The sequence below is a fragment of the Agromyces soli genome (assembly GCF_022811605.1).
GTDB lineage: Bacteria > Actinomycetota > Actinomycetes > Actinomycetales > Microbacteriaceae > Agromyces > Agromyces soli.
This window is the reverse complement of the sequence record NZ_CP094533.1, coordinates 2289437-2308402: the sequence shown is the minus strand read 5'-3', so window position 1 is coordinate 2308402 and position 18966 is coordinate 2289437. Positions and strand designations below refer to the sequence as shown.

The window sequence follows — 18966 nt, the reverse complement described above, 5'->3', positions numbered from 1 at the left end:
CAGGGGGCGGCGTTAGGCTGGATGCAGCCTAGTCGATCCACCTCGAAGGAGCCCGAGTGAGCCCTGCCGACGCCGCGGCATCCGCGCCGAGCGACCGACGGTCGCCCGCCGATGCCGACACCCCCGCGGCGCCCTCCGAGGCGATCGAGGCCCGCTACGGTCGCACGAAGCGCAACCGTTCGCGCGACCGCCTGCTGCTCGTGCTCGGCGGCGCCGCCGTCGCGATCGTGCTCGTCGCCTGGGTCGTGTGGGCCGGGCTCGACGGCAGCAAACCGCAGATCCAGGCGACCGACCTCGGACACGTGCTGCTGCCCGACGAGCGCGCCGTCGAGGTGACCTGGCAGCTCTCGGTCCCCGCGGGCAACGAGACCGCGTGCATCGTGCAGGCGTTCAACGAGGACTTCACCGTCGTCGGCTGGAAGGTCGTCGAGATCCCCGCCTCGGACAAGCCGATCCGCGAGTTCACGGAGACCGTCCGCACCGCGCAGGAGGCGAACACCGGTTTGATCAACAGGTGCTGGCTCACCTAACATTGGAGATTCGCTCCGGCATCCGCCGGGGCGACACGTCTATTCCGGACGCAGTTCCGAACAGGAGTGTGCACCATGGCGCAGGACGCCACCGTCACCTGGCTGACCCAGGAGGCCTACGACCGGCTCGCCGGCGAGCTCGAGCACCTCTCCACGCACGGTCGCGAGGAGATCGCCAAGCGCATCGAGGCCGCTCGTGAAGAGGGCGACCTCAAGGAGAACGGCGGCTACCACGCCGCCAAGGACGAGCAGGGCAAGCAGGAGGCGCGCATCCGTCAGCTCGCCGAGCTGCTGAAGCACGCGCAGGTGGGCGAGGCGCCCGCGTCCAAGGGCATCGTCGAGTCCGGCACCGTCATCACGGCCGTCATCGCCGGTGACGAAGAGACGTTCCTGATCGGCAGCCGCGAGATCGCGGGCGACTCCGAGCTCGACGTGTTCAGCGAGCAGTCCCCGCTCGGCGCCGCCATCCTCGGCCTGAAGGTCGGCGAGAAGACCAGCTACGAAGCGCCGAACGGCCGCGAGATCGCGGTCGAGATCGTGCGCGTCGAGACCTGGGACGGCGCGTAGCCGACCCGGTCGACGAACGACGGATGCCCCGGGCGAATCGCCCGGGGCATCCTGCGTGTGGGTCGGTCGCGCGCCGCGACCCGGCCGTCAGTCGTCGAGGACGACGGGGGCGTAGCCTGCGCTGCGGAGCACCTCGACGACCTGCGTGCGGTGCTCGGGGCCGCGCGTCTCGACCGAGATGTCGATCTCGACCTCGGAGATCTGCAGGCCCCGGCCGTGCCGGGTGTGCAGCACCTCGACGACGTTGGCATGCGAGCCGGCGAGCAGCTCCGCGATGCGGAGGAGCTGCCCGGGGCGGTCGGGCAGACCGACGCGCACCGTGAGGTAGCGGCCCGAGGCGGCGAGACCGTGCGAGATGACGCGCTGCATGAGGAGCGGGTCGATGTTGCCGCCGGAGAGCATGGCCACGACGGGCCCCTCGGACTGCACCGCACCGGTGAGGAGCGCGGCCACCGAGACCGCGCCGGCCGGCTCCACCACGAGCTTCGCCCGCTCGAGCAGCACGAGCAGGGCACGGGCGATGTCGTCCTCGCCGACGGTGACGACCTCGTCGACGGCCTCGCGGATGATGCGGAAGTTCAGCTCGCCCGGCCGGTACACGGCGATGCCGTCGGCGATCGTGGGCAGCACCGGCACCTGCACCGGCTCCCCCGCGTCGATCGAGACGGGGTAGGGCGCGGCGTTCGCCGCCTGCACGCCGATGACGCGGATGGTGCGGCCCTCGGCGGCCGCCTTCTGCTTCGCGGCGCTCGCGATGCCGGCGGCGAGACCGCCGCCGCCGATCGGCACGACGATGGTCGCGGCGTCGGGCACCTGCTCGAGGATCTCGAGGCCGAGCGTGCCCTGGCCCGCGACGACGTCCGGGTGGTCGAACGGCGGGATGAGCACGGCTCCGGTGCGCTCCGCGTACTCGATCGAGGCCTGCTGGGTCTCGCCGAAGGAGGCGCCGGCGAGCATGACGTCCGCGCCGTACGCCCGGGTCGCCTCGAGCTTGGGCAGGGCGACGCCGACGGGCATGAAGATCGTCGCCTTGATGCCGAGCTCGCGGGCGGCGAAGGCGACCCCCTGCGCGTGATTGCCGGCGGACGACGCGACGACGCCGCGCTCGCGCTCCTCCGGGCTCAGGCTCGACATGCGATGGTAGGCGCCGCGGAGCTTGTAGGAGCCGGTGCGCTGCAGGTTCTCGCACTTCAGGTGCACGGGCGCACCGATCACGCGGGCGAGGTAGCGGGAGGACTCCATGGGCGTCTCGCGGGCGACGCGGGACACGATCTCGCGGGCGCGCTCGAAGTCGGCGAGCCCGGGGCCGGGGAAGGTGATGGTCACGGGGTGGGTTCTCCTCGTTGGAAGCCGGGACGCTGCGGGACGGTGCGCCAGAGGGGGGAGCTCGCGTCGGAGTCGACGGGCGGGCTGCCGCGCCTCCAGTCGCCCTTCGCGATGTAGACGATCATGACGTTCGCGACGGCGGCGATCGGCACCGCGAAGAGCGCACCGGGGATGCCGGCGAGGAGCGAGCCCGTCGCGACCGCGATCACGACGCCGAGCGGGTGCACCTTGACGGCGGTGCCCATGATGAGCGGCTGGAGCACGTGCCCCTCGACCTGCTGCACGAGAAGCACCACGCCGAGCATGATGAGCGCGATGACCCAGCCGTTGTAGACCAGGGCGACGAAGACGGCGAGGGCGCCCGTGGCCACGGCGCCGACGATCGGGATGAACGAACCGAGGAAGACGAGCACCGCGATCGGGATCGCGAGCGGCACGCCGAGCAGGAGGGCGCCCAGGCCGATGCCGACCGCGTCGATGGTCGCGACGAGGATCTGCACCTTCACGAAGTTCTGCAGCGTGGTCCAGCCCGCGCGCCCGGCGCCGTCGATGGCCGCACGACCGCGACGGGGGAAGATGCCCACGATCCAGCGCCAGATGCCGCGCCCGTCGATGAGGATGAACAGCGTCGCGAACAGGGCGAGCAGCATGCCGGCGAGGAAGTGGCCGAAGCTCGAGCCGACCGAGAGCGCGCCGCTCCACAGCACGCCCGAGTCCTCCTGGATCGCCGTGACGGCCTGACCGACCCAGTCGTTCAGCTGCGTCTCGGTGATGTGGAAGGGCCCCTCGAGGAGCCAGACCTTGAGGTCTTCCCAGGCGGTGAGCGACTGCGCGGCGAGCTCGTCGGAACCGCGGGCGATCTGCCAGATGCCGAGCGTCAGCAGGCCCCCGACGACGGCGAGCATCGCCACCATCGCGGTCGCGACGGAGAGCCACTTGGGCCAGCGGTGACGCTGCAGGAACTGGCTGAACGGCACGAGCAGCGCCGAGAGCAGCACGGCGACGAGCAGCGGGATGACGATGAGCCGGAGCTGGATGACGAGGAAGATCACGACCGCGACGACGCCGCCGACGAGGAGCAGCCGCCAGGACCAGGCCGCGGCGAGCCGCATGCCGTAGGGCACGCCCTCTCGGGCGTCGCGTTCGTCGGGGGCCTCGTGCCTCGTCGCCTCCGCGTCGGCCGATCGCGACCGTCGCAGGAACCTGCCTCGAGCCCGCCCCTTCGAGTCCTCCATCGCTCCAGTCTAAATGCGGCCCATTCCGGCACCGGCATGCGAGCTCGGGCGGGCCGCCGGACGACGCGCAGCCCGGGCGGATGTCGGCCGCGCCCGGTAGCCTCGCGGACATGGTCGACACCGTCAGCCCCGCGCTCGCCCGTCGCATCGCGCTCGCCGCGCAGGGCATCGGCAAGCCCGTCTTCGAGCACGGCGAGGCCGCCGGCCCGCGGGCGGTCGGCGGCGTGGTCGACCGGCTCGGGCTGCTGCAGATCGACTCGGTGAACGTGTTCGAGCGCAGCCACTACCTCCCCGCGTTCAGCCGCCTCGGTCACTACGACCGCGGAGCGCTCGACCGGTTCACCTACGGCCGTCGCGGTCGCACCGTCGAGTACTGGGCGCATCAGGCGGCGTTCATCCCGCGGCGGCTCTGGCCGCTCTTCGAGTTCCGCCGGGCCGAGTACCGCGACCGCGGCGAGGACTGGGGCGGCTGGGTCGCCGACGACCGGGGCCTCGCGGGGTGGCTGCGCTCCGAGCTCGCGGCGAAGGGCCCGCTGCGGGCGAGCGAGATCGAGCACGACGCGAACGAGCGGCGCGGCCCCTGGTGGGGCTGGTCCGACGTCAAGCGCACCCTCGAGATGATGTTCCGCACCGGCGACGTGGTGTGCGTCGAGCGGCGCCGCTTCGAGCGGGTCTACGCGCTGCCCGAGCAGGCGCTGCCGAGCGAGCTCATCGACGCGGCGCCGCCCGAGCCGGAGGCGGTCCGCGAGCTCGTCGAGTTGGCGGCATCCGCCCTCGGTATCGGCACCGAGGCCGACCTCGCCGACTACTGGCGCATGAAGCGCGCGCCGGTCCGGCGCGCGATCGACGAGCTCGAGGAGGCGGGCGTGCTCCTGCCCGTCGAGGTGCCCGGTTGGCGCACCGGTTCGAAGGCGACGCCGAGCTGGCTGCACCGCGACGCCCGCCGCCCGCGCCGAGTCGAGGCGACCGCGCTGCTGTCGCCGTTCGACCCGGTGGTGTGGTTCCGCCCGCGCACCGAGCGCATGTTCGACTTCCACTACCGCATCGAGATCTACACGCCGGAGCCGCAGCGCGTGTTCGGGTACTACAGCCTGCCGCTGCTCGTCGACGAGCGCATCGTCGGCCGGGTCGATCTGAAGAGCGATCGGCAGGCCGGGGTGCTGCGCGTCCAGTCCGCCTGGGCCGAGCCCGGTGCGCCCGTGGAGGCGGCGGCGAGGCTCGTGCCGGTGCTGCGCCGCGCCGCGGCCTGGCAGGGGCTCGACGAGGTCACGGTCGCGGGTCGCGGCGACCTCTCCCCCGCGATCGAGGCGGAACTCCGCCTGGCCTGAGCCTGGTTCGCGCGGGGCGCCAGCTCTCACTAGGCATCCGCACGTCAACGTGCGTCTTGCAATAGTGTGTGATGCACAGTATCGTGTGAGCCATGAGCACAGACGACCTCGCCGCCGGCCACCTCCAGGAGCTGCGTCGCGGCACCGTCGTGCTCGCCTGCCTGATCCGCCTGCGCACCGCCGACTACGGCTACGCCCTGCTCGAGTCGTTGAACGCACTCGGCATCACGGTCGACGCGAACACCCTCTATCCCCTGCTGCGCCGGCTCGAGAAGCAGGGTCTGCTCACGAGCGAGTGGAACACCGACGAGGCGCGGCCCCGCAAGTTCTATCGCACGAGCCCCGCCGGCGAACGTCTCGCCGAGACGCTCACCGGCGACTGGAAACTCATCGACGCGGCGCTCTCGCGCCTGACGGGAGACGACTCATGACCGCCACGCTGACCGACCGCTACGTCTGGGCGGCCGCCCGCAGTGCGCCCGAGGCCCAGCGCCGAGAGCTCGAGCGCGAGCTGCGCGAGCGCATCGGCGACGAGACCGACGCCCTGCTCGAGCAGGGCGCCTCACCCGAAGAGGCCGAGCGCGCGGTGCTCACCGAACTCGGCGATCCGGTCGCCCTGGCCGCCGGCTACGTCGACCGGCCGCTGCAGCTCATCGGGCCGCGCTACTACCTCGTCTGGTGGCGGCTGCTGAAGCTGCTGCTGGCCATCGTCGTGCCGATCGCCGCCGTCGGGGTCGCCCTCGGCAAGGCGATCTCCGGCGCGCCGATCGGTGACGTGATCGGCTCGGCGGTCGTCGTCTCGCTCTCGGTCGTCGTGCACCTCGGCTTCTGGACGACGCTCGTCTTCGCCGTGCTCGAGCGCTCACCCGCCCCGGAGGGCCAGCGCGGCATCGACTCGCTGTGGACGCTCGACCAGCTGCCTGCGATCCACGAACCGGCCCGCACCTCGCGGCTCGCCGACCTGATCGCCGCCGTGTTCTTCCTCGTGGTGTTCGCCGCCGCCATCGTCTGGCAGCAGTTCGGCATCCCGTGGGTTCCGCAGCTCGAAGCGGTGCCGCTGCTCGACCCCGCGCTCTGGAGCTTCTGGCTGCCCTACTTCATCGGCATCATCGGGCTCGAGATCCTCTTCGCCGTCGCCGTCTACGCGATCGGCTGGACCTGGTGGCTCGCCGGCGTCAACGTGCTCCTGAACGTCATGTTCACGGTGCCCGCCCTCTGGCTCCTCGTCGAGGGCCGGTTGTTCAACCCGGCCGCGCTCGAGGCGATGGGCTGGCCGTGGGGCGACGCCCGGCCGATCGTCGTGGCCGTCGCGGTCGTGACGGTCGTCGGCGTGGCGATCGCCGACGTCGTCGACGGCATCGTGAAGACCTGGCGGGCCGGCCGGGCGCGCCGCACGGCCGCCTGAGCGGCGCCGACGGCCCCCATCCGCCCGCCGCCACGTCGTCCACCCCTTACCGACTTGCCCGACTTTCATGAAAGTCGGGCAAGTCGGTGAGGGGAACGAGCGCCTACTTGGGCTGCATGCGGATGGCGCCGTCGAGGCGGATCGTCTCGCCGTTCAGCATCGGGTTGCGCACGATCGTGCGCACGAGGTCGGCGTACTCGGCGGGCGAGCCGAGCCGCGAGGGGTGCGGCACCTGCGCGGCGAGCGAGTCCTGCACCTCCTGCGGCATCCCCGCCATCATCGGCGTCTCGAAGATGCCCGGCGCGATCGTGACGACGCGGATGAGCAGCTTCGAGAGGTCGCGGGCGAGCGGGAGGGTCATCGCCGCGACCCCGCCCTTCGAGGCGGAGTAGGCGGCCTGCCCGATCTGCCCGTCGAACGCTGCGACGGACGCGGTGTTCACGATGACGCCGCGTTCGGCGGTGGCCGGACCACCCGCGACGCCCGCGGAGACCGGCTCGGTCTCCGCCATGGCCGCGGCGGCGAGCCGGCTCACGTTGAACGTGCCGACGAGGTTCACCCGGATGGTCCGCTCGAACACGTCGAGCGGGGCGGGCCCCTCCCGGCCGACCGTGCGGTTGCCGGTGGCGATGCCCGCGCAGTTCACGGCCACGCGCAGCGGGGCGAGCGCGCTCGCGGCCTCGACCGCGGCCCGCACCTGCGCCTCGTCGGCGACGTCGGCGGCCACGAAGCGGGCGGCGGAGCCGAGCTCGGCGGCCGCTTCCTCACCGCGGGGTCCCGGCAGGTCGACGAGCACGACGGACGCGCCGCCGTCGACGAGGGCGCGCGCGGTGGCCCGGCCGAGGCCGGAGGCCGCGCCGGTGACGATGGCGGAGGTGCCGGTCAGTTCCATTCCTTGGTGTTCCCTTCGTCGTGTGCGGAGAGGACGGCGGAGACACGCCGCCCGGCGGGTGCGCCGCTCAGGACGCCGTCCGTTCGATGACCATCGCGTTCGCCATCCCGCCGCCCTCGCACATCGTCTGCAAGCCGTAGCGGCCGCCGCTCGCCTCGAGCTGGTTCACGAGCGTCGTGAGCAGGCGCGTGCCCGAGGACCCGAGCGCGTGCCCGAGCGCGATCGCACCCCCGCGCGGATTGAGCTTCGCCGGGTCGGCGCCGGTGTCGGCGAGCCAGGCGAGCGGGACCGAGGCGAAGGCCTCGTTGACCTCGTAGGCGTCGATGTCGTCGTGCCCGAGGCCGGCCCGCTCGAGCACGCGGGCGGTTGCGGGGATGACACCGGTGAGCATCGTCATCGGGTCGCTGCCGACCACGACGGAGGCGTGGAAGCGGGCCCGGGGTGGGAGCCCCAGACGTTCGGCGGCGGCCCGGCTCATGATGAGCGCGGCCGAGGCGCCGTCGCTGAGCGGCGAGGAGCTGCCCGCGGTGATGCGCCAGTCGAGCTCGGGGAAGCGGGCGGCGAGCTCCTCGGTGCGGAAGGCCGCAGGCAGGCCGGCGAGCCCCTCGACGGTGGTGCCCGGCCGGACGGTCTCGTCGATCAGGCGGTCGACGCCCGGCACCGGCACGAGCTCGGTGGCGAAGGCGCCGGACTCGGCCGCCGCGGCCGCGAGCTCGTGGGAGCGCGCGGCGTAGGCGTCCAGGCGCTCCCGGTCGAGGTCCCAGCGCGCCGCGATGAGCTCCGCGGCGACGCCCTGGTTGACGAGGCCCTCGGGGTAGCGGGCGCGCAGCCGTTCGCCGTGCGGGTCGGCCCCCTGCAGCGAGGAGCCGAGCGGCACCCGGCTCATCGACTCCACACCGCACGCGATCACGATCTCGGCCTGCCCGGCGAGCACCGCCTGCGCCGCGAAGGCGACCGCCTGCTGGCTCGAGCCGCACTGCCGGTCGATCGTCGTGGCCGGCACCGCCTCCGGGAACCCCGCCGCGAGCACCGCACTGCGGGCGAGGTTCATCGACTGCTCGCCGACCTGGCTGACGCAGCCGGCGATGACGTCCTCCACGAGGGCGGGATCGAGGTCGTTGCGCCCGACGATCGCGTCGAGGACGCCCGCGAGGAGGTCCACGGGATGCACGGCCGAGAGCATCCCGCCGGGCTTGCCTCGCCCGACGGGAGTGCGCACGACGTCGACGATGACGGCTTCGGTGCTCATGCCCTCAGCCTACGTCGCGAGCCGGCTCAGGAGACCGGGGCGATCTCGCGCTCGACGACCACCGGCGCACGCTCGGGGAGCACGATCGGGTGGCTGCCGGCCATCGCCTCGATGACGCGGACGACCTGGCAGGAGTAGCCGTACTCGTTGTCGTACCAGACGTAGAGCACGACGTCGGTGCCGTCGGCGATCGTCGCGAGCCCGTCGACGATGCCGGCGCGGTTCGAGCCGACGAAGTCGGTCGACACGACCTCGGGCGACTCGATGTAGTCGATCTGCTGGCGCAGCGGCGAGGTCAGCGAGGTCTGCCGCAGGAAGCCGTTCAGGGTCGCCTTGTCGGTCGGCCGCTCGAGCTGCAGGTTCAGGATGGCGAGCGATACGTCGGGCGTGGGCACCCGGATGGCGGAGCCGGTGAGCTTGCCCTCGAGCTGCGGCAGCGCCTTCGAGACGGCCTTCGCCGCGCCTGTCTCGGCGATGACCATGTTCAGCACGGCCGAGCGCCCACGACGGTCGCCCTTGTGGAAGTTGTCGATGAGGTTCTGGTCGTTCGTGAAGGAGTGCACCGTCTCGACGTGACCGCGGACGACGCCGTACGCCTCGTCGACGGCCGCGAGCACCGGGGTGATCGCGTTCGTCGTGCAGGAGGCGGCGGAGAGGATGCGGTCGCCGGGCTCGATGACGTCGTGGTTGATGCCGTGCACGATGTTCTTGATGGCGCCCTTGCCGGGTGCGGTGAGCAGCACGCGGGAGACCCCGGTGGAGCGCAGGTGCTGCTCGAGGCCGGCCTCGTCGCGCCATCGGCCGGTGTTGTCGACGACGATCGCGTCGCGGATGCCGTAGGCGGTGTAGTCGATCGATGCGGGGTCGTCGGAGTAGATGACCTGGATGAGCGTGCCGTTCGCGAGGATCGTGTTCGCCTCCTCGTCGACCTCGATGGTGCCCTGGAAGGGGCCGTGCACCGAGTCGCGGCGGAGCAGGCTGGCCCGCTTCTGCAGGTCGTTGTCGCTGCCGCGGCGGACGACGATGGCGCGCAGGCGCAGCCCCTGGCCGCCGCCCGAGTGGGCGATGAGGATGCGGGCGAGGAGGCGCCCGATGCGGCCGAAGCCGTAGAGCACGACGTCGGTGCCCGGGGCCGGGGCCGCGTCGACGTCGACGAGGACGGGCGCGAGCTCGGCGCGCAGGAAGTCGGCGAGCGCGGCGGCGTCGTCGAGCTCGCCCGCGGCGTCGGCGTAGCGGCTGACGAGGCGGGCGACGTCGATCGAGGCCGGGCCGGGGGCGATGTCGCGCAGGGCCTCGAGCACGCGCATGGTGTCCTCGAGGTCGAGCTCGACGTCGCCGGCCTGGCGGGCGAAGCGGTGCGCCTTCAGCAGCTCGACCGCCGAGCGGTTGATGAGCCGCCGGCCGTGGATGCTCGTGACCACTCCGTGGTCGCGGTAGAGGCCGCCGATGAGCGGGATCATCCGCTCGGCGAGCTCCTCTCGGGCGATCCAGTCCTGACGTCGGGCTTCGAACTCGTGGCTCACGTTGCGTCCTTCTCGGCCGCGCGCGCACAGGTGGGCAGCGTCGACCGCACTCGAAAACGGGGGTGTCTGGGATTGTACGGACCCGCGGAGTGGGAAGGACTGGACGCGGCGGCACCTCGGCCCGCCATCAGTGTACCGTGCGTCGAGCGTCGCTCAGTTCGCGCCGCGCGCGGGAGCCGACCCGACGCCGGCGGTCACCAGGCGGGCATGGCCGCGAGCATGGCCAGCATCGCGACGGCCATGAGCGGATGCCGCCACGCGGCGATGCCCGGCTCATGGCGACGGGCCCGCGGCAGGTGCCGGAACGCCGCCACGGCGAGCGCGAGCGCCGCGAGGAGGAGGAGCACCCCGAGCACCGGGCCGCCGTGCCCGGCGTGGGCCGCGGCGGGCTCGCCGGCGAACGCCGCAGCGGGCACCGCCGTCCCGAACCACATCGCCGCCATCACGAGCGTCGCCCCGGCGTGCCAGGCGAGCTCGGCGCGGGCGGCCGAGGCGGTGCGGCCGAGCAGCAGGCCGAGCGCGAGCAGGAGCAGGAGCGCGCCCCACGCGACGGGGGCGAGCAGGGTGCCGGGGAGCAGCATGTCCACCGCGGAGACCGCCATCACGATCGCCGCGGGCACGACCCGCTTCGGCGCGGCGCGGCGCGCGACGGCGAGGCCCGCGCAGGCGCCGGACGCCGCGGTGAGCCCGAGGGCGGCGGCGGTGAGGACGGGGGCGAGCACGTTCCGACGCTAGCGAGCCCCGGACCACGGGGCAGTGACGCGGGCGCAGCGGGCTTGACCGGGAGCGCACCGACGCCCGTCGGGCCCCGTTCCGGGGCGGGTGCCGCGCCCGCGGGAGCCTGCTAAGCTCGCCGCTACGGATCGTATACAACGCAGTCGCGTTCCGAGCACATCGAGGTGAACCCGTGCACAGCTCCCCCGCCGCTCGTCCCGAGCCAGGCCCCGTCTCGACCATCCTCGCGCGTGATTTCTCCGCCTTCCGCACCGCCGTGAGCGACGCCTTCGTCCCGCTGCAGGTGACGAGCGAGCATCCCGACCCGTTCCGCGGCCTCATCCGCGCGGCGAACGTCGACGAGGTGCACGTGAGCGAGGTGCGGGCGACCGACCACGTCGTCGAGCGCACCCCCGAGCTCATCGCCCGCGGCGACCGCGGCTCGTTCAAGCTCAGCCTCATGCTCGCCGGCTCCGGCATCCTCATCCAGGACAACCGCGAGGCGGTGCTGCGCCCGGGCGACCTCGCCGTCTACGACACCAACCGGCCCTACTCGCTCGTGTTCGACGCCGAGTTCCGCACCATGGTCGTGATGTTCCCGAAGCACCTGATCGACCTGCCCTCGGAGGTCGTCGGGCAGCTGACCGCCGTCCGGATGGCGGGCGACGAGGGGCTCGGCGCCCTGGTCGTGCCGTACCTCACGCAGCTCGCCGGCAACCTCGAGCAGCTGCACGGCTCGGCCGGCGTCCGGCTCACCCACAGCGCCCTCGACCTCGTGACGACGGTGTTCGCCCGCGAGCTCGACCTCGACCGCGAGGGCGGCGACCCGCACCAGGCGCTCATGCAGCGCATCCGCGCGTACATCGACGAGAACCTCGCCTCGACCGAGCTCGGCCCCGCATCGATCGCGGCCGCGCACTACATCTCCACCCGGCACCTGCACGGGCTCTTCCAGTCGCAGGGCACCACCGTGTCGACGTGGATCCGCACCCGGCGGCTCGAGCGCTGCCGCCGCGACCTGATGAACCCGCTCTACGCCGACCGCCCCGTCGCGGCCATCGCGGCGCGCTGGGGCTTCGTCGACGCCGCGCACTTCAGCCGGGCATTCAAGGCCGCCTACGGGCACGCGCCGAGCGAGCTCCGCGCCCGCTGAGCGCGGGCCGAGCTTGCCGCGCGCGGCACGCGGATTGACCAGCCCCGCACGATCATCCCGTCGCCCTTGAGGCGGACTCCGGCCCCGGCCGAGCATGGCTCGAACACCGACCGGAAGGACGCAGCATGACCGACACCACCGCCCCGGTGAAGGGCGAAGAGGACTGGCACACCTACGACGAGTTCGCGGCGGGGATCGACACGTACCGCCTGCCGAGCGGCTCGCTCGCCGGCCGCCGGGTCGGGCTCTCGCTCGACGACGGCGAACGGCTCGAGCTCGCCTTCGACGAGGGCACCGTCCGCTGGACGGGCGGCGGCGCACTCGCCCAGGACGCGCCCGCGGTCGACCCGTACGACGCGGTCGAGGTGCGCGAGGGCGTGCACTTCGTGACGCTCCCCCTCGAGAGCCGCGAGCGCGAGTCGATCACGGTCGTGCTCTCCGCACCGACGGGCCGCGCGATCGTGGTGCTCAGCCGCATCGCCGACGACGAGACGCCGGACGACGTGCCCCGGGTCGGCCAGACCTTCTGGGCCGCGACGATCGACGGCGCCGAGCCGAGCGGCGAGGCCCCCGGCCCGAGTCGCGACCTCATCGGCAAGCGCAACGTCTACCGCTACAGCCCCGAACACCTCTACGAGCACGTCTACGTCTCGAGCCTGCGCTACGCGTGGCAGTGCCTCGAGGGGGTGCAGCGCGGCCACGGCGACATGGACCTCTCGACCGTCTGGAAGCTCGACGACGGGCTGTACCTGTTCTGCTTCCGCGAGTTCCGCATCGCGGTGGCGAGCGTGTGGCTGCACGACCTCGGCTACCAGCTCATGACGACCGGGAACTTCCTCGGCCTCACCGGCGACGGCCGCAGCGAGCACTCCAAGGCCGGCGGGCACGTCTACCCGCTCGGCTCGGTCGCATACCCCGACGCGCAGCCGGTGTGACTGGGATGGGCAACGCGGAGATCATCCGGGCGCACTACGCGGCCTCCGACGCCGGCGACCTCGCCGGCATGCTCGCGCCGCTCGCGGACTCCGTGCGCTGGACGGAGGCGGCGGGCTTCCCGTACGCCGGCACCTACGTCGGACCCCAGGCGGTCGCCGAGCACGTGTTCGAGCGCATCCAGGCCGAGTGGGACGACTACACGCTCACGATCGACGAGGTCGTCGACGGTGGCGCCACGGTCGTCGGCATCGGCACCTACTCGGGCACCTACCGCGAGACGGGGCGCTTCTTCGCCGCCCGCGTCGCGCACGTCTGGCGTCTCGCGGAGGGCCGCGTCACCGGTTTCGAGCAGTTCACCGACACGGAGCTGGTGAACCGGGCCATCCGCCCCGACTGAGCCGCCGATCCCCCGTCGCCGGGTCGTCCGCCCCGTGCCGGGCGGGCGACCCGGGACGCGGCGCACGCGTCTTCCCGCTCAGGCAAGCGTCGTGCGCTGCACGGCATTCCAGGGCGCGCGGCGCGGCTGGAGACTGCATGCCACGCACCAACGTCGTTCCGTGCCCGGAGCGACGACGGATGCCGCGGTCGACCCCCGCGGCCATCGAGAGGCAGGATCCAATGAAGCATCACCTTCTCGGCGCGACGGCCCTGGCCGCCGCGACAGCGCTCGTGCTCGCCGGGTGCGCCGGCGGCGACGGGGGCGGCGACGGCTCGCCCATCGTCGTCGGCTCCGTGAACACCAAGAGCGGCCCCGCGACCTTCCCCGAGGCGAGCCTCGCCGCGGCCGCCGTCTTCGACGCCTTCAACGAGGCCGGCGGCCTCGATGGCCGGAAGATCGAGTACAAGTCGCTCGACGACAAGGGCGACCCGGCGAGCGCGTCGGCGGCCGCCCGCGAGATCGTCGGCAGCGACGAGGCGGTCGCGATGGTCGGCTCCGCGAGCCTCATCGAGTGCGAGATCAACGCCCAGTACTACGAGCAGGAGCAGATCCTCTCGATCCCGGGCATCGGCGTCGACACCGGCTGCTTCTCGACCCCGAACATCGCCCCCGCGAACGTCGGCCCGTTCAACGACATGACGCTGACGCTGTACTACGGCTCCGAGGTGCTCGGCCTCGACGACATCTGCGTCCTGCTCGAGATCGCCGGCTCGACCCGGCCGACCTACCAGGCCGCGATCGACCGTTGGACCGAGGTCACGGGCAAGGAGCCGATCTACGTCGACGACACCGTGCCCTACGGCGCTTCGGACTACACGCCGTACATCGTCAAGGCGAAGGACGCCGGCTGCAAGGCCGTCGCCGTGAACCCCGTCGAGCCGGACGCGATCGGCCAGGTCAAGGCCGCGGCGGCCCAGGGCTGGGACGACGTGACCTGGCTCTACCTCACGAGCGTCTACAGCGAGAACTTCGCCAAGGCCGTCTCCGACGTCGGAGCGGGCGTCTACGTGCCCGCGGAGTTCTACCCCTTCACCGACGCCGAGAGCGACGTCAACAAGGAGTGGCGCGAGCTGATGGAGGCGAACGACATCCCGCTCACCTCCTTCAGCCAGGGCGGCTTCCTCGCCGCGAAGTACTTCATCGAGGTGCTCGAGGGCATGGACGGCGACATCACCCGCGAGACGGTCACGAAGGCGCTGCACGACATGAAGCCGATCGAGAACCCCATGGTCGGCACGCCCTGGGTCTTCGGCACCGCCGACGCGCACCACGACAACACCGCCGGCTGGCCCATCAAGCTGCTGAGCGGCACCAACGCGTGGGAGTCCAACGGGGACGACTGGATCGTGATCCCGGAGTGAGCCGGACGGCGGGACCGGCCATCCCCCCGGCCGGTCCCGCCGTTCGCTCCCCGACCCCTCCCTGAACCCCGCAAGGAAGGAGCACGCCATGCTGCAGGGCGCGCTCGCCGGACTCGCCGCCGGCGGACTGTACGCGGTGCTCGCCGTGTGCCTCACCCTCATGTCGCGCCTCGTGCGCGTCGTCAACTTCTCGCAGGCCGCGACCGGCATGTTCGGCGGATTCGTGGCCGTGTGGCTCGTCACCGAGACCGGCGTGCCGATCTGGCTCGGCTCGGTGCTCGGGGTGCTGCTGGCCGGCGTCCTGTCCGGCGTCATCGGCTGGATCGCGGCGACCTGGCTGTCCGAGGCGGACACGACCACCCGCTCGGCGATGACCGTCGGCCCGCTGCTGCTGCTCATCTCGCTCTCGTTCATCCTGTTCGGCAACAAGCCGCAGCCCTTCGCCTCGATCATCTCGGGCCCCGCGTTCACCGTCGGCGGGGTCGTGATCAGCCAGGTGACGCTCGTCACGGTGTCCCTCGCGATCGTCGTCGCCGTGGCGGTGCGCATCCTCCTCACCCGGACGGCGATCGGCACCCGGCTCCGCGCGCTCTCGGAGCGGCCGACGACGGCGGAGCTGCTCGGCATCCCCTCGAAGCCCCTCTCGATCGCGGTCTGGGTCGTGACCGGCGTGATCAGCGCCATCGCGATCGTCGTCGTCGCCCCGACCCAGTCGAACGACGCGATCAGCCTCGCGATGCTGATCGTGCCCGCGGCGGCGGCGGCCCTCCTCGGCGGGTTCAAGCGGCTCGACCTCGCCGTCGTCGGCGGACTCGTGCTCGGGGTGCTCTCGGGCCTCGTCGCGCAGATCGACGAGGTCTCGCTCATCCGCAACTTCCTGCCGTTCCTGTTCATCGTCGTGCTGCTGCTCTGGACGCAGCGGAAGGAGGTGTGGGATGCCGCACGCTGACTCCGGCCCCGCCCGCTCGCGCGCCCTGCGCCTCGCCTGGCCGCTCGGCGTCGCCGTGGCGGGCGTCGTCGCCGGGTACCTGCTGAGCGTGGGGCTCTCGGGCTACTTCGTCTTCCTCGCGGTCTCGGCCGTGACCGCGGCCATCGCGATCCTCGGCCTCGGCATCGTCACCGGCTCCGCCGGCATGATCGCGCTCTGCCAGCTCACCTTCGCCGCGGTGGGCGCCTGGGTCGTCTCGCTGTTCAACGTGCTCGAGGTGCCCGGCGGATTCGTCGTCTGGCTGATCGCCGGCGGACTCGCCGCGGGCGTCGTCGGCATCCTCGTCGGCCTGCCGGCCCTGCGGCTGCGCGGCGTCAACCTCGCCGTCGTGACGCTCGGCTTCGCGGCGGCGTTCGACGTGACGCTGCTGCAGATCCAGTTCCCCGGCTCGAAGGACGGCATCCCCGTACTGCGGCCGGAGGGCTTCTCGACCGACCGCGGCTACTTCTTCTTCAGCATCATCGTGCTCGCGGTCTGCGGCCTCGTGGTCTTCTGGCTGCAGCGCGGCCGCTGGGGCTCGAGCTGGAAGGCCGTCGCGTTCAGCGAGCGCGGCACCGCCTCCGTCGGCCAGAGCGTGCAGCAGGCGAAGCTCACCGCCTTCGCGGTCTCCGCGGCGCTCGGCGGCATCTCGGGCGGCCTCCTCGCCGGCCAGGTGCAGCTGCCCTTCGCGTCGAGCTTCACGCCGCTGCAGTCGCTCGCGCTCTACGTGCTCGCGGTGATGAGCGGCGCGTACCTCATCGACATGGCGATCTTCGGCGGCATCCTGTGGGTGCTCGTCCCGGAGCTGCTGAAGCGCTGGGGCGTGCCGCAGGACTGGGGCTTCGTGATCTTCGGCGCCCTCGGCGTGCAGGCCCTGACGAGCGGCACGAACCTCGGCCAGGGCATCCGGAACCTCTGGTGGAAGCGCGCGGACGGTCGCACCGCGGCCGCGCGCGAGACGGCGAAGGCGGATGCCGCGGCGCATCCGGCCGCGGTGGAGCCGCCCGCGGAGGCATCCGTGCCGCCCGTGCCGGCCGCACCCGCTGCGAGCGGCGAGCCGGCCCTGTCGGTGACCGGCCTCACCGTGCAGTTCGGCGCGTTGAAGGCGCTCGACGACGTGAGCCTCGAGGTGCCGGCCGGCAGCGTGATGGGGCTCATCGGCCCGAACGGCGCGGGCAAGTCGACGTTCGTCGACGCGATCTCGGGCTTCCTGCCGCACGCGAGCGGCACCGTGCGGCTCGGTGGCACGGCGCTCGGCCGGATGTCGCCGACGAAGCGGGCCAGGCTGGGGCTCCGTCGCACGTTCCAGCAGGACCGGGTGCCGCCCGCCCTCACCGTCGACGCCTACGTGCGCTTCGTCGCGCGCCGCCGGGTCACTGCGGACGAGGTGGCCGAGGTGCTCGACTTCTTCGGCTGCCCGCCCGCCCGCACTCGGCTCGCCGGCGTCGACGTCGGCACGCGCCGCCTCGTCGAGGTCGCCGCGAACGTGCTCGCGAAGCCGCGCGTGCTGCTGCTCGACGAGCCCGCCGCGGGCCTGTCCCACGAGGAGCACCTCGAGCTCGGCGCACGCCTGCGCGAGGTGCCCGCCCGCTACGGCATGGCGATCGTGCTCATCGAGCACGACCTCGACCTCGTGCGCACGGTGTGCTCGACGCTCACCGTGCTCGACTTCGGCCGGGTGCTCGCGAGCGGCCCGCAGGACGAGGTGCTCGCGGATCCCGCGGTCATCAAGGCGTACATGGGTGAGACGGAGATGCTGTGAGTGCGTTGATCATCGACGACGTCGCGGTGAGCCGCGGCGCGGGTCCCGTCATCCAGGGCGTGTCCTTCACGCTCGAGCAGGGGCGGGTGACGGCCCTCGTGGGCCCGAACGGCGCCGGCAAGACGAGCCTGCTCGACGGCATCTCGGGGGTGGCGCAGATCTCGGCCGGCACGATCCGCATCGACGGGACGCCGATCGAGAAGCTCTCCCGGGTCGCCAGGGCGAAGCAGGGCATCGTGCACATCGAGCAGGGGCGGGCGGTGTTCCCCTCGCTGACGGTGCGGGAGAACCTCTCGCTGACCGCCCGCACCCCGGCGGAGATCGACGCCGCGCTCGCCCGCTTCCCGGAACTCGAGAAGCGCATCGACGCGCCGACCGCGCTGCTCTCCGGCGGCGAGCAGCAGATGGTGGTGCTCGCCCGAGCGTTCGCCGCCCGGCCCCGGTTCCTGCTCATCGACGAGATGTCGCTCGGGCTCGCGCCCGTCGTGTTCATGCGGCTGCTGCCGATCGTCTCGGAGATCGCCGAGCAGGGGGTCGGGGTGCTCCTCGTCGAGCAGTTCACGCATCTCGCGCTGGGCCTCGCCGAGGAGGCGCTCGTCGTCGCGAGCGGCCAGGTGAGCTTCCAGGGCCCGGCGGCGACGCTCCGCGAGGACGCGAGCCTGCTGCACCGCGCCTACCTCGGCGGCGCCGCCGCCTGAGCGAGCACGCCGACGAAGAACCCGAGTTGCCCGACTTCCATGAAAGTCGGGCAACTCGGCGTTCGTCACATGCCGGCGTGCTCGAAGGCGATCGTCGGCAGGTCGACCACGTGCGCGCCGCCGTCGGCGACGATCACGGAGCCGGTCATGTAGGAGGACTCCCCCGAACCGAGGAAACGCACGATCGAGGCGATCTCCGCGGGCGCGGCGGCACGGCGCAGCGGCACGTCGGCCGTGACCGCCGCATAGCCGGCCTCGCGCCCGCCGTCGAAGCCGGCGTGCTTGGCGAACTCGTCCATCTCCTCGTCGGCCATGGGCGTCTGCACCCAGCCTGGGCAGACCGCGTTCACCCGCACGCCGTGGCGGCCGTAGTCGCGCGCGAGCGTGCGGGTGAGGCCGATGAGGGCGTGCTTGCCGACCGTGTAGCCGGCGACGGAGGGCCCGGCGAAGAGCCCGGCGAGGGAGGAGATCACGACGATCTGCCCCTTCGACTCGATGAGGGCGGGCAGGCTCTCCCGGGCCATCACGAACGCCGTCGTGAGGTTCGCGCGCATGGCGGCCTCCCAGGCGGCGTCGTCGGTGTCGCCGACGGCGGCGAAGCCGTGGCCGCCGGCGTTCGCGACGAGCACGTCGAGACGGCCGTGCCGGGCGAGCACCTCGGCGACCGCGCGCTTCGCCGACTCGGCGTCGGCGGCGTCGGCCTCCACGGCGAGCGCGCCGATCGCGTTCGCGACCCGCTCGAGGGGTTCGCGGCGGCGGCCCACGACGACGACGTGCGCCCCCTCCGCCGCGTAGCGCTCCGCGATGGCGGCGCCGATGCCGGTGCCGCCGCCCGTGATGACGACGACCTTGCCCGCCGTCGATGATCCCGCGTAGCCCAT

19 protein-coding genes are annotated in these 18966 nt (G+C 72.5%); 12 read left to right on the top strand and 7 right to left on the bottom strand.

Annotation, left to right across the window (positions count from 1 at the left end; all coding sequences use genetic code 11):
• Positions 1-56: 56 nt before the first annotated feature.
• Both MTP13_RS11070 and greA read left to right on the top strand, forming a co-directional pair.
• Positions 57-530, top strand: a complete 474-nt coding sequence (locus tag MTP13_RS11070; protein WP_243567817.1) for a DUF4307 domain-containing protein — start codon at positions 57-59, stop codon at positions 528-530.
• Between the two features lie 75 nt (positions 531-605).
• On the top strand, positions 606-1097 hold the full coding sequence (gene greA / locus MTP13_RS11065; protein ID WP_243567816.1) for a transcription elongation factor GreA: 492 nt from the start codon (positions 606-608) through the stop codon (positions 1095-1097).
• An 87-nt stretch (positions 1098-1184) separates the two neighbouring features.
• On the opposite strand, the gene ilvA is transcribed toward greA, so the two are convergent.
• Together ilvA and MTP13_RS11055 are read right to left on the bottom strand one after the other, a co-directional pair.
• Positions 1185-2423, bottom strand: a complete 1239-nt coding sequence (gene ilvA, locus MTP13_RS11060) for a threonine ammonia-lyase (RefSeq protein ID WP_243567815.1) — start codon at positions 2421-2423, stop codon at positions 1185-1187.
• Positions 2420-3658, bottom strand: coding sequence for an AI-2E family transporter (locus MTP13_RS11055; RefSeq protein WP_243567814.1), 1239 nt, complete (start codon positions 3656-3658; stop codon positions 2420-2422). The genes ilvA and MTP13_RS11055 overlap by 4 nt, the downstream gene beginning before the upstream one ends.
• A gap of 110 nt (positions 3659-3768) precedes the next feature.
• On the opposite strand from MTP13_RS11055, the gene MTP13_RS11050 reads away from it, so the two are divergent.
• The 3 genes from MTP13_RS11050 (at position 3769) to MTP13_RS11040 (ending at position 6391) form a co-directional block, all read left to right on the top strand.
• The gene (locus tag MTP13_RS11050) at positions 3769-4986 is read left to right on the top strand and encodes a winged helix-turn-helix domain-containing protein (RefSeq protein ID WP_243567813.1); all 1218 of its coding nucleotides are present in this window, start codon (positions 3769-3771) and stop codon (positions 4984-4986) included.
• Between the two features lie 92 nt (positions 4987-5078).
• The gene (locus MTP13_RS11045; protein WP_230766310.1) at positions 5079-5417 is read left to right on the top strand and encodes a PadR family transcriptional regulator; all 339 of its coding nucleotides are present in this window, start codon (positions 5079-5081) and stop codon (positions 5415-5417) included.
• On the top strand, positions 5414-6391 hold the full coding sequence (locus MTP13_RS11040) for a permease prefix domain 1-containing protein (RefSeq protein WP_243567812.1): 978 nt from the start codon (positions 5414-5416) through the stop codon (positions 6389-6391). Before MTP13_RS11045 ends, MTP13_RS11040 begins: the two co-directional genes overlap by 4 nt.
• A 103-nt stretch (positions 6392-6494) precedes the next feature.
• On the opposite strand, the gene MTP13_RS11035 is transcribed toward MTP13_RS11040, so the two are convergent.
• From MTP13_RS11035 to MTP13_RS11020, 4 genes are all read right to left on the bottom strand, one after another.
• Complete coding sequence (locus tag MTP13_RS11035) at positions 6495-7283, bottom strand: SDR family NAD(P)-dependent oxidoreductase (protein WP_243567811.1); 789 nt, start codon at positions 7281-7283, stop codon at positions 6495-6497.
• A 67-nt stretch (positions 7284-7350) separates the two neighbouring features.
• Positions 7351-8532: a thiolase family protein gene (locus MTP13_RS11030; RefSeq protein ID WP_243567810.1), complete on the bottom strand. Its 1182-nt coding sequence runs from the start codon at positions 8530-8532 to the stop codon at positions 7351-7353.
• A gap of 26 nt (positions 8533-8558) precedes the next feature.
• On the bottom strand, positions 8559-10055 hold the full coding sequence (locus MTP13_RS11025) for a glyceraldehyde-3-phosphate dehydrogenase (RefSeq protein WP_279399723.1): 1497 nt from the start codon (positions 10053-10055) through the stop codon (positions 8559-8561).
• A gap of 194 nt (positions 10056-10249) precedes the next feature.
• Entirely contained in the window at positions 10250-10777 is a 528-nt protein-coding gene (locus tag MTP13_RS11020; protein ID WP_243567809.1) for a hypothetical protein, read from the bottom strand.
• A 185-nt stretch (positions 10778-10962) separates the two neighbouring features.
• On the opposite strand from MTP13_RS11020, the gene MTP13_RS11015 reads away from it, so the two are divergent.
• From MTP13_RS11015 to MTP13_RS10985, 7 genes are all read left to right on the top strand, one after another.
• Entirely contained in the window at positions 10963-11922 is a 960-nt protein-coding gene (locus tag MTP13_RS11015; RefSeq protein WP_243567808.1) for an AraC-like ligand-binding domain-containing protein, read from the top strand.
• Between the two features lie 125 nt (positions 11923-12047).
• Positions 12048-12857, top strand: a complete 810-nt coding sequence (locus tag MTP13_RS11010; protein ID WP_243567807.1) for a MoaF C-terminal domain-containing protein — start codon at positions 12048-12050, stop codon at positions 12855-12857.
• A gap of 5 nt (positions 12858-12862) precedes the next feature.
• Positions 12863-13255 (top strand): nuclear transport factor 2 family protein, encoded by a 393-nt coding sequence (locus MTP13_RS11005; RefSeq protein ID WP_243567806.1) that lies wholly within the window; start codon positions 12863-12865, stop codon positions 13253-13255.
• Positions 13256-13476: 221 nt separating this feature from the next.
• Positions 13477-14658, top strand: a complete 1182-nt coding sequence (locus tag MTP13_RS11000) for an ABC transporter substrate-binding protein (protein ID WP_243567805.1) — start codon at positions 13477-13479, stop codon at positions 14656-14658.
• An 88-nt stretch (positions 14659-14746) separates the two neighbouring features.
• Positions 14747-15607: a branched-chain amino acid ABC transporter permease gene (locus MTP13_RS10995; RefSeq protein WP_243567804.1), complete on the top strand. Its 861-nt coding sequence runs from the start codon at positions 14747-14749 to the stop codon at positions 15605-15607.
• Positions 15594-17387, top strand: a complete 1794-nt coding sequence (locus MTP13_RS10990) for a branched-chain amino acid ABC transporter ATP-binding protein/permease (protein WP_243567803.1) — start codon at positions 15594-15596, stop codon at positions 17385-17387. Before MTP13_RS10995 ends, MTP13_RS10990 begins: the two co-directional genes overlap by 14 nt.
• Positions 17384-18085 (top strand): ABC transporter ATP-binding protein, encoded by a 702-nt coding sequence (locus MTP13_RS10985; RefSeq protein ID WP_243567802.1) that lies wholly within the window; start codon positions 17384-17386, stop codon positions 18083-18085. Before MTP13_RS10990 ends, MTP13_RS10985 begins: the two co-directional genes overlap by 4 nt.
• A gap of 65 nt (positions 18086-18150) precedes the next feature.
• Here MTP13_RS10985 and MTP13_RS10980 read toward each other — a convergent pair whose 3' ends face one another.
• Positions 18151-18966 carry an SDR family NAD(P)-dependent oxidoreductase gene (locus MTP13_RS10980; RefSeq protein ID WP_243567801.1) on the bottom strand — a complete coding sequence of 272 codons (816 nt, stop codon included), beginning with the start codon at positions 18964-18966 and terminating at the stop codon, positions 18151-18153.

What these genes read in the sequence shown, in the direction of transcription:
- greA (WP_243567816.1), top strand. Translation starts at nt 606, where the DNA reads ATGGCGCAGGACGCCACCGTCACCTGGCTGACCCAGGAGGCCTACGAC.
- MTP13_RS11055 (WP_243567814.1), bottom strand. Translation starts at nt 3,658, where the DNA reads ATGGAGGACTCGAAGGGGCGGGCTCGAGGCAGGTTCCTGCGACGGTCG.
- MTP13_RS11050 (WP_243567813.1), top strand. Translation starts at nt 3,769, where the DNA reads ATGGTCGACACCGTCAGCCCCGCGCTCGCCCGTCGCATCGCGCTCGCC.
- MTP13_RS11045 (WP_230766310.1), top strand. Translation starts at nt 5,079, where the DNA reads ATGAGCACAGACGACCTCGCCGCCGGCCACCTCCAGGAGCTGCGTCGC.
- MTP13_RS11040 (WP_243567812.1), top strand. Translation starts at nt 5,414, where the DNA reads ATGACCGCCACGCTGACCGACCGCTACGTCTGGGCGGCCGCCCGCAGT.
- MTP13_RS11035 (WP_243567811.1), bottom strand. Translation starts at nt 7,283, where the DNA reads ATGGAACTGACCGGCACCTCCGCCATCGTCACCGGCGCGGCCTCCGGC.
- MTP13_RS11030 (WP_243567810.1), bottom strand. Translation starts at nt 8,532, where the DNA reads ATGAGCACCGAAGCCGTCATCGTCGACGTCGTGCGCACTCCCGTCGGG.
- MTP13_RS11010 (WP_243567807.1), top strand. Translation starts at nt 12,048, where the DNA reads ATGACCGACACCACCGCCCCGGTGAAGGGCGAAGAGGACTGGCACACC.
- MTP13_RS11005 (WP_243567806.1), top strand. Translation starts at nt 12,863, where the DNA reads ATGGGCAACGCGGAGATCATCCGGGCGCACTACGCGGCCTCCGACGCC.
- MTP13_RS11000 (WP_243567805.1), top strand. Translation starts at nt 13,477, where the DNA reads ATGAAGCATCACCTTCTCGGCGCGACGGCCCTGGCCGCCGCGACAGCG.
- MTP13_RS10995 (WP_243567804.1), top strand. Translation starts at nt 14,747, where the DNA reads ATGCTGCAGGGCGCGCTCGCCGGACTCGCCGCCGGCGGACTGTACGCG.
- MTP13_RS10990 (WP_243567803.1), top strand. Translation starts at nt 15,594, where the DNA reads ATGCCGCACGCTGACTCCGGCCCCGCCCGCTCGCGCGCCCTGCGCCTC.
- MTP13_RS10980 (WP_243567801.1), bottom strand. Translation starts at nt 18,966, where the DNA reads ATGGGCTACGCGGGATCATCGACGGCGGGCAAGGTCGTCGTCATCACG.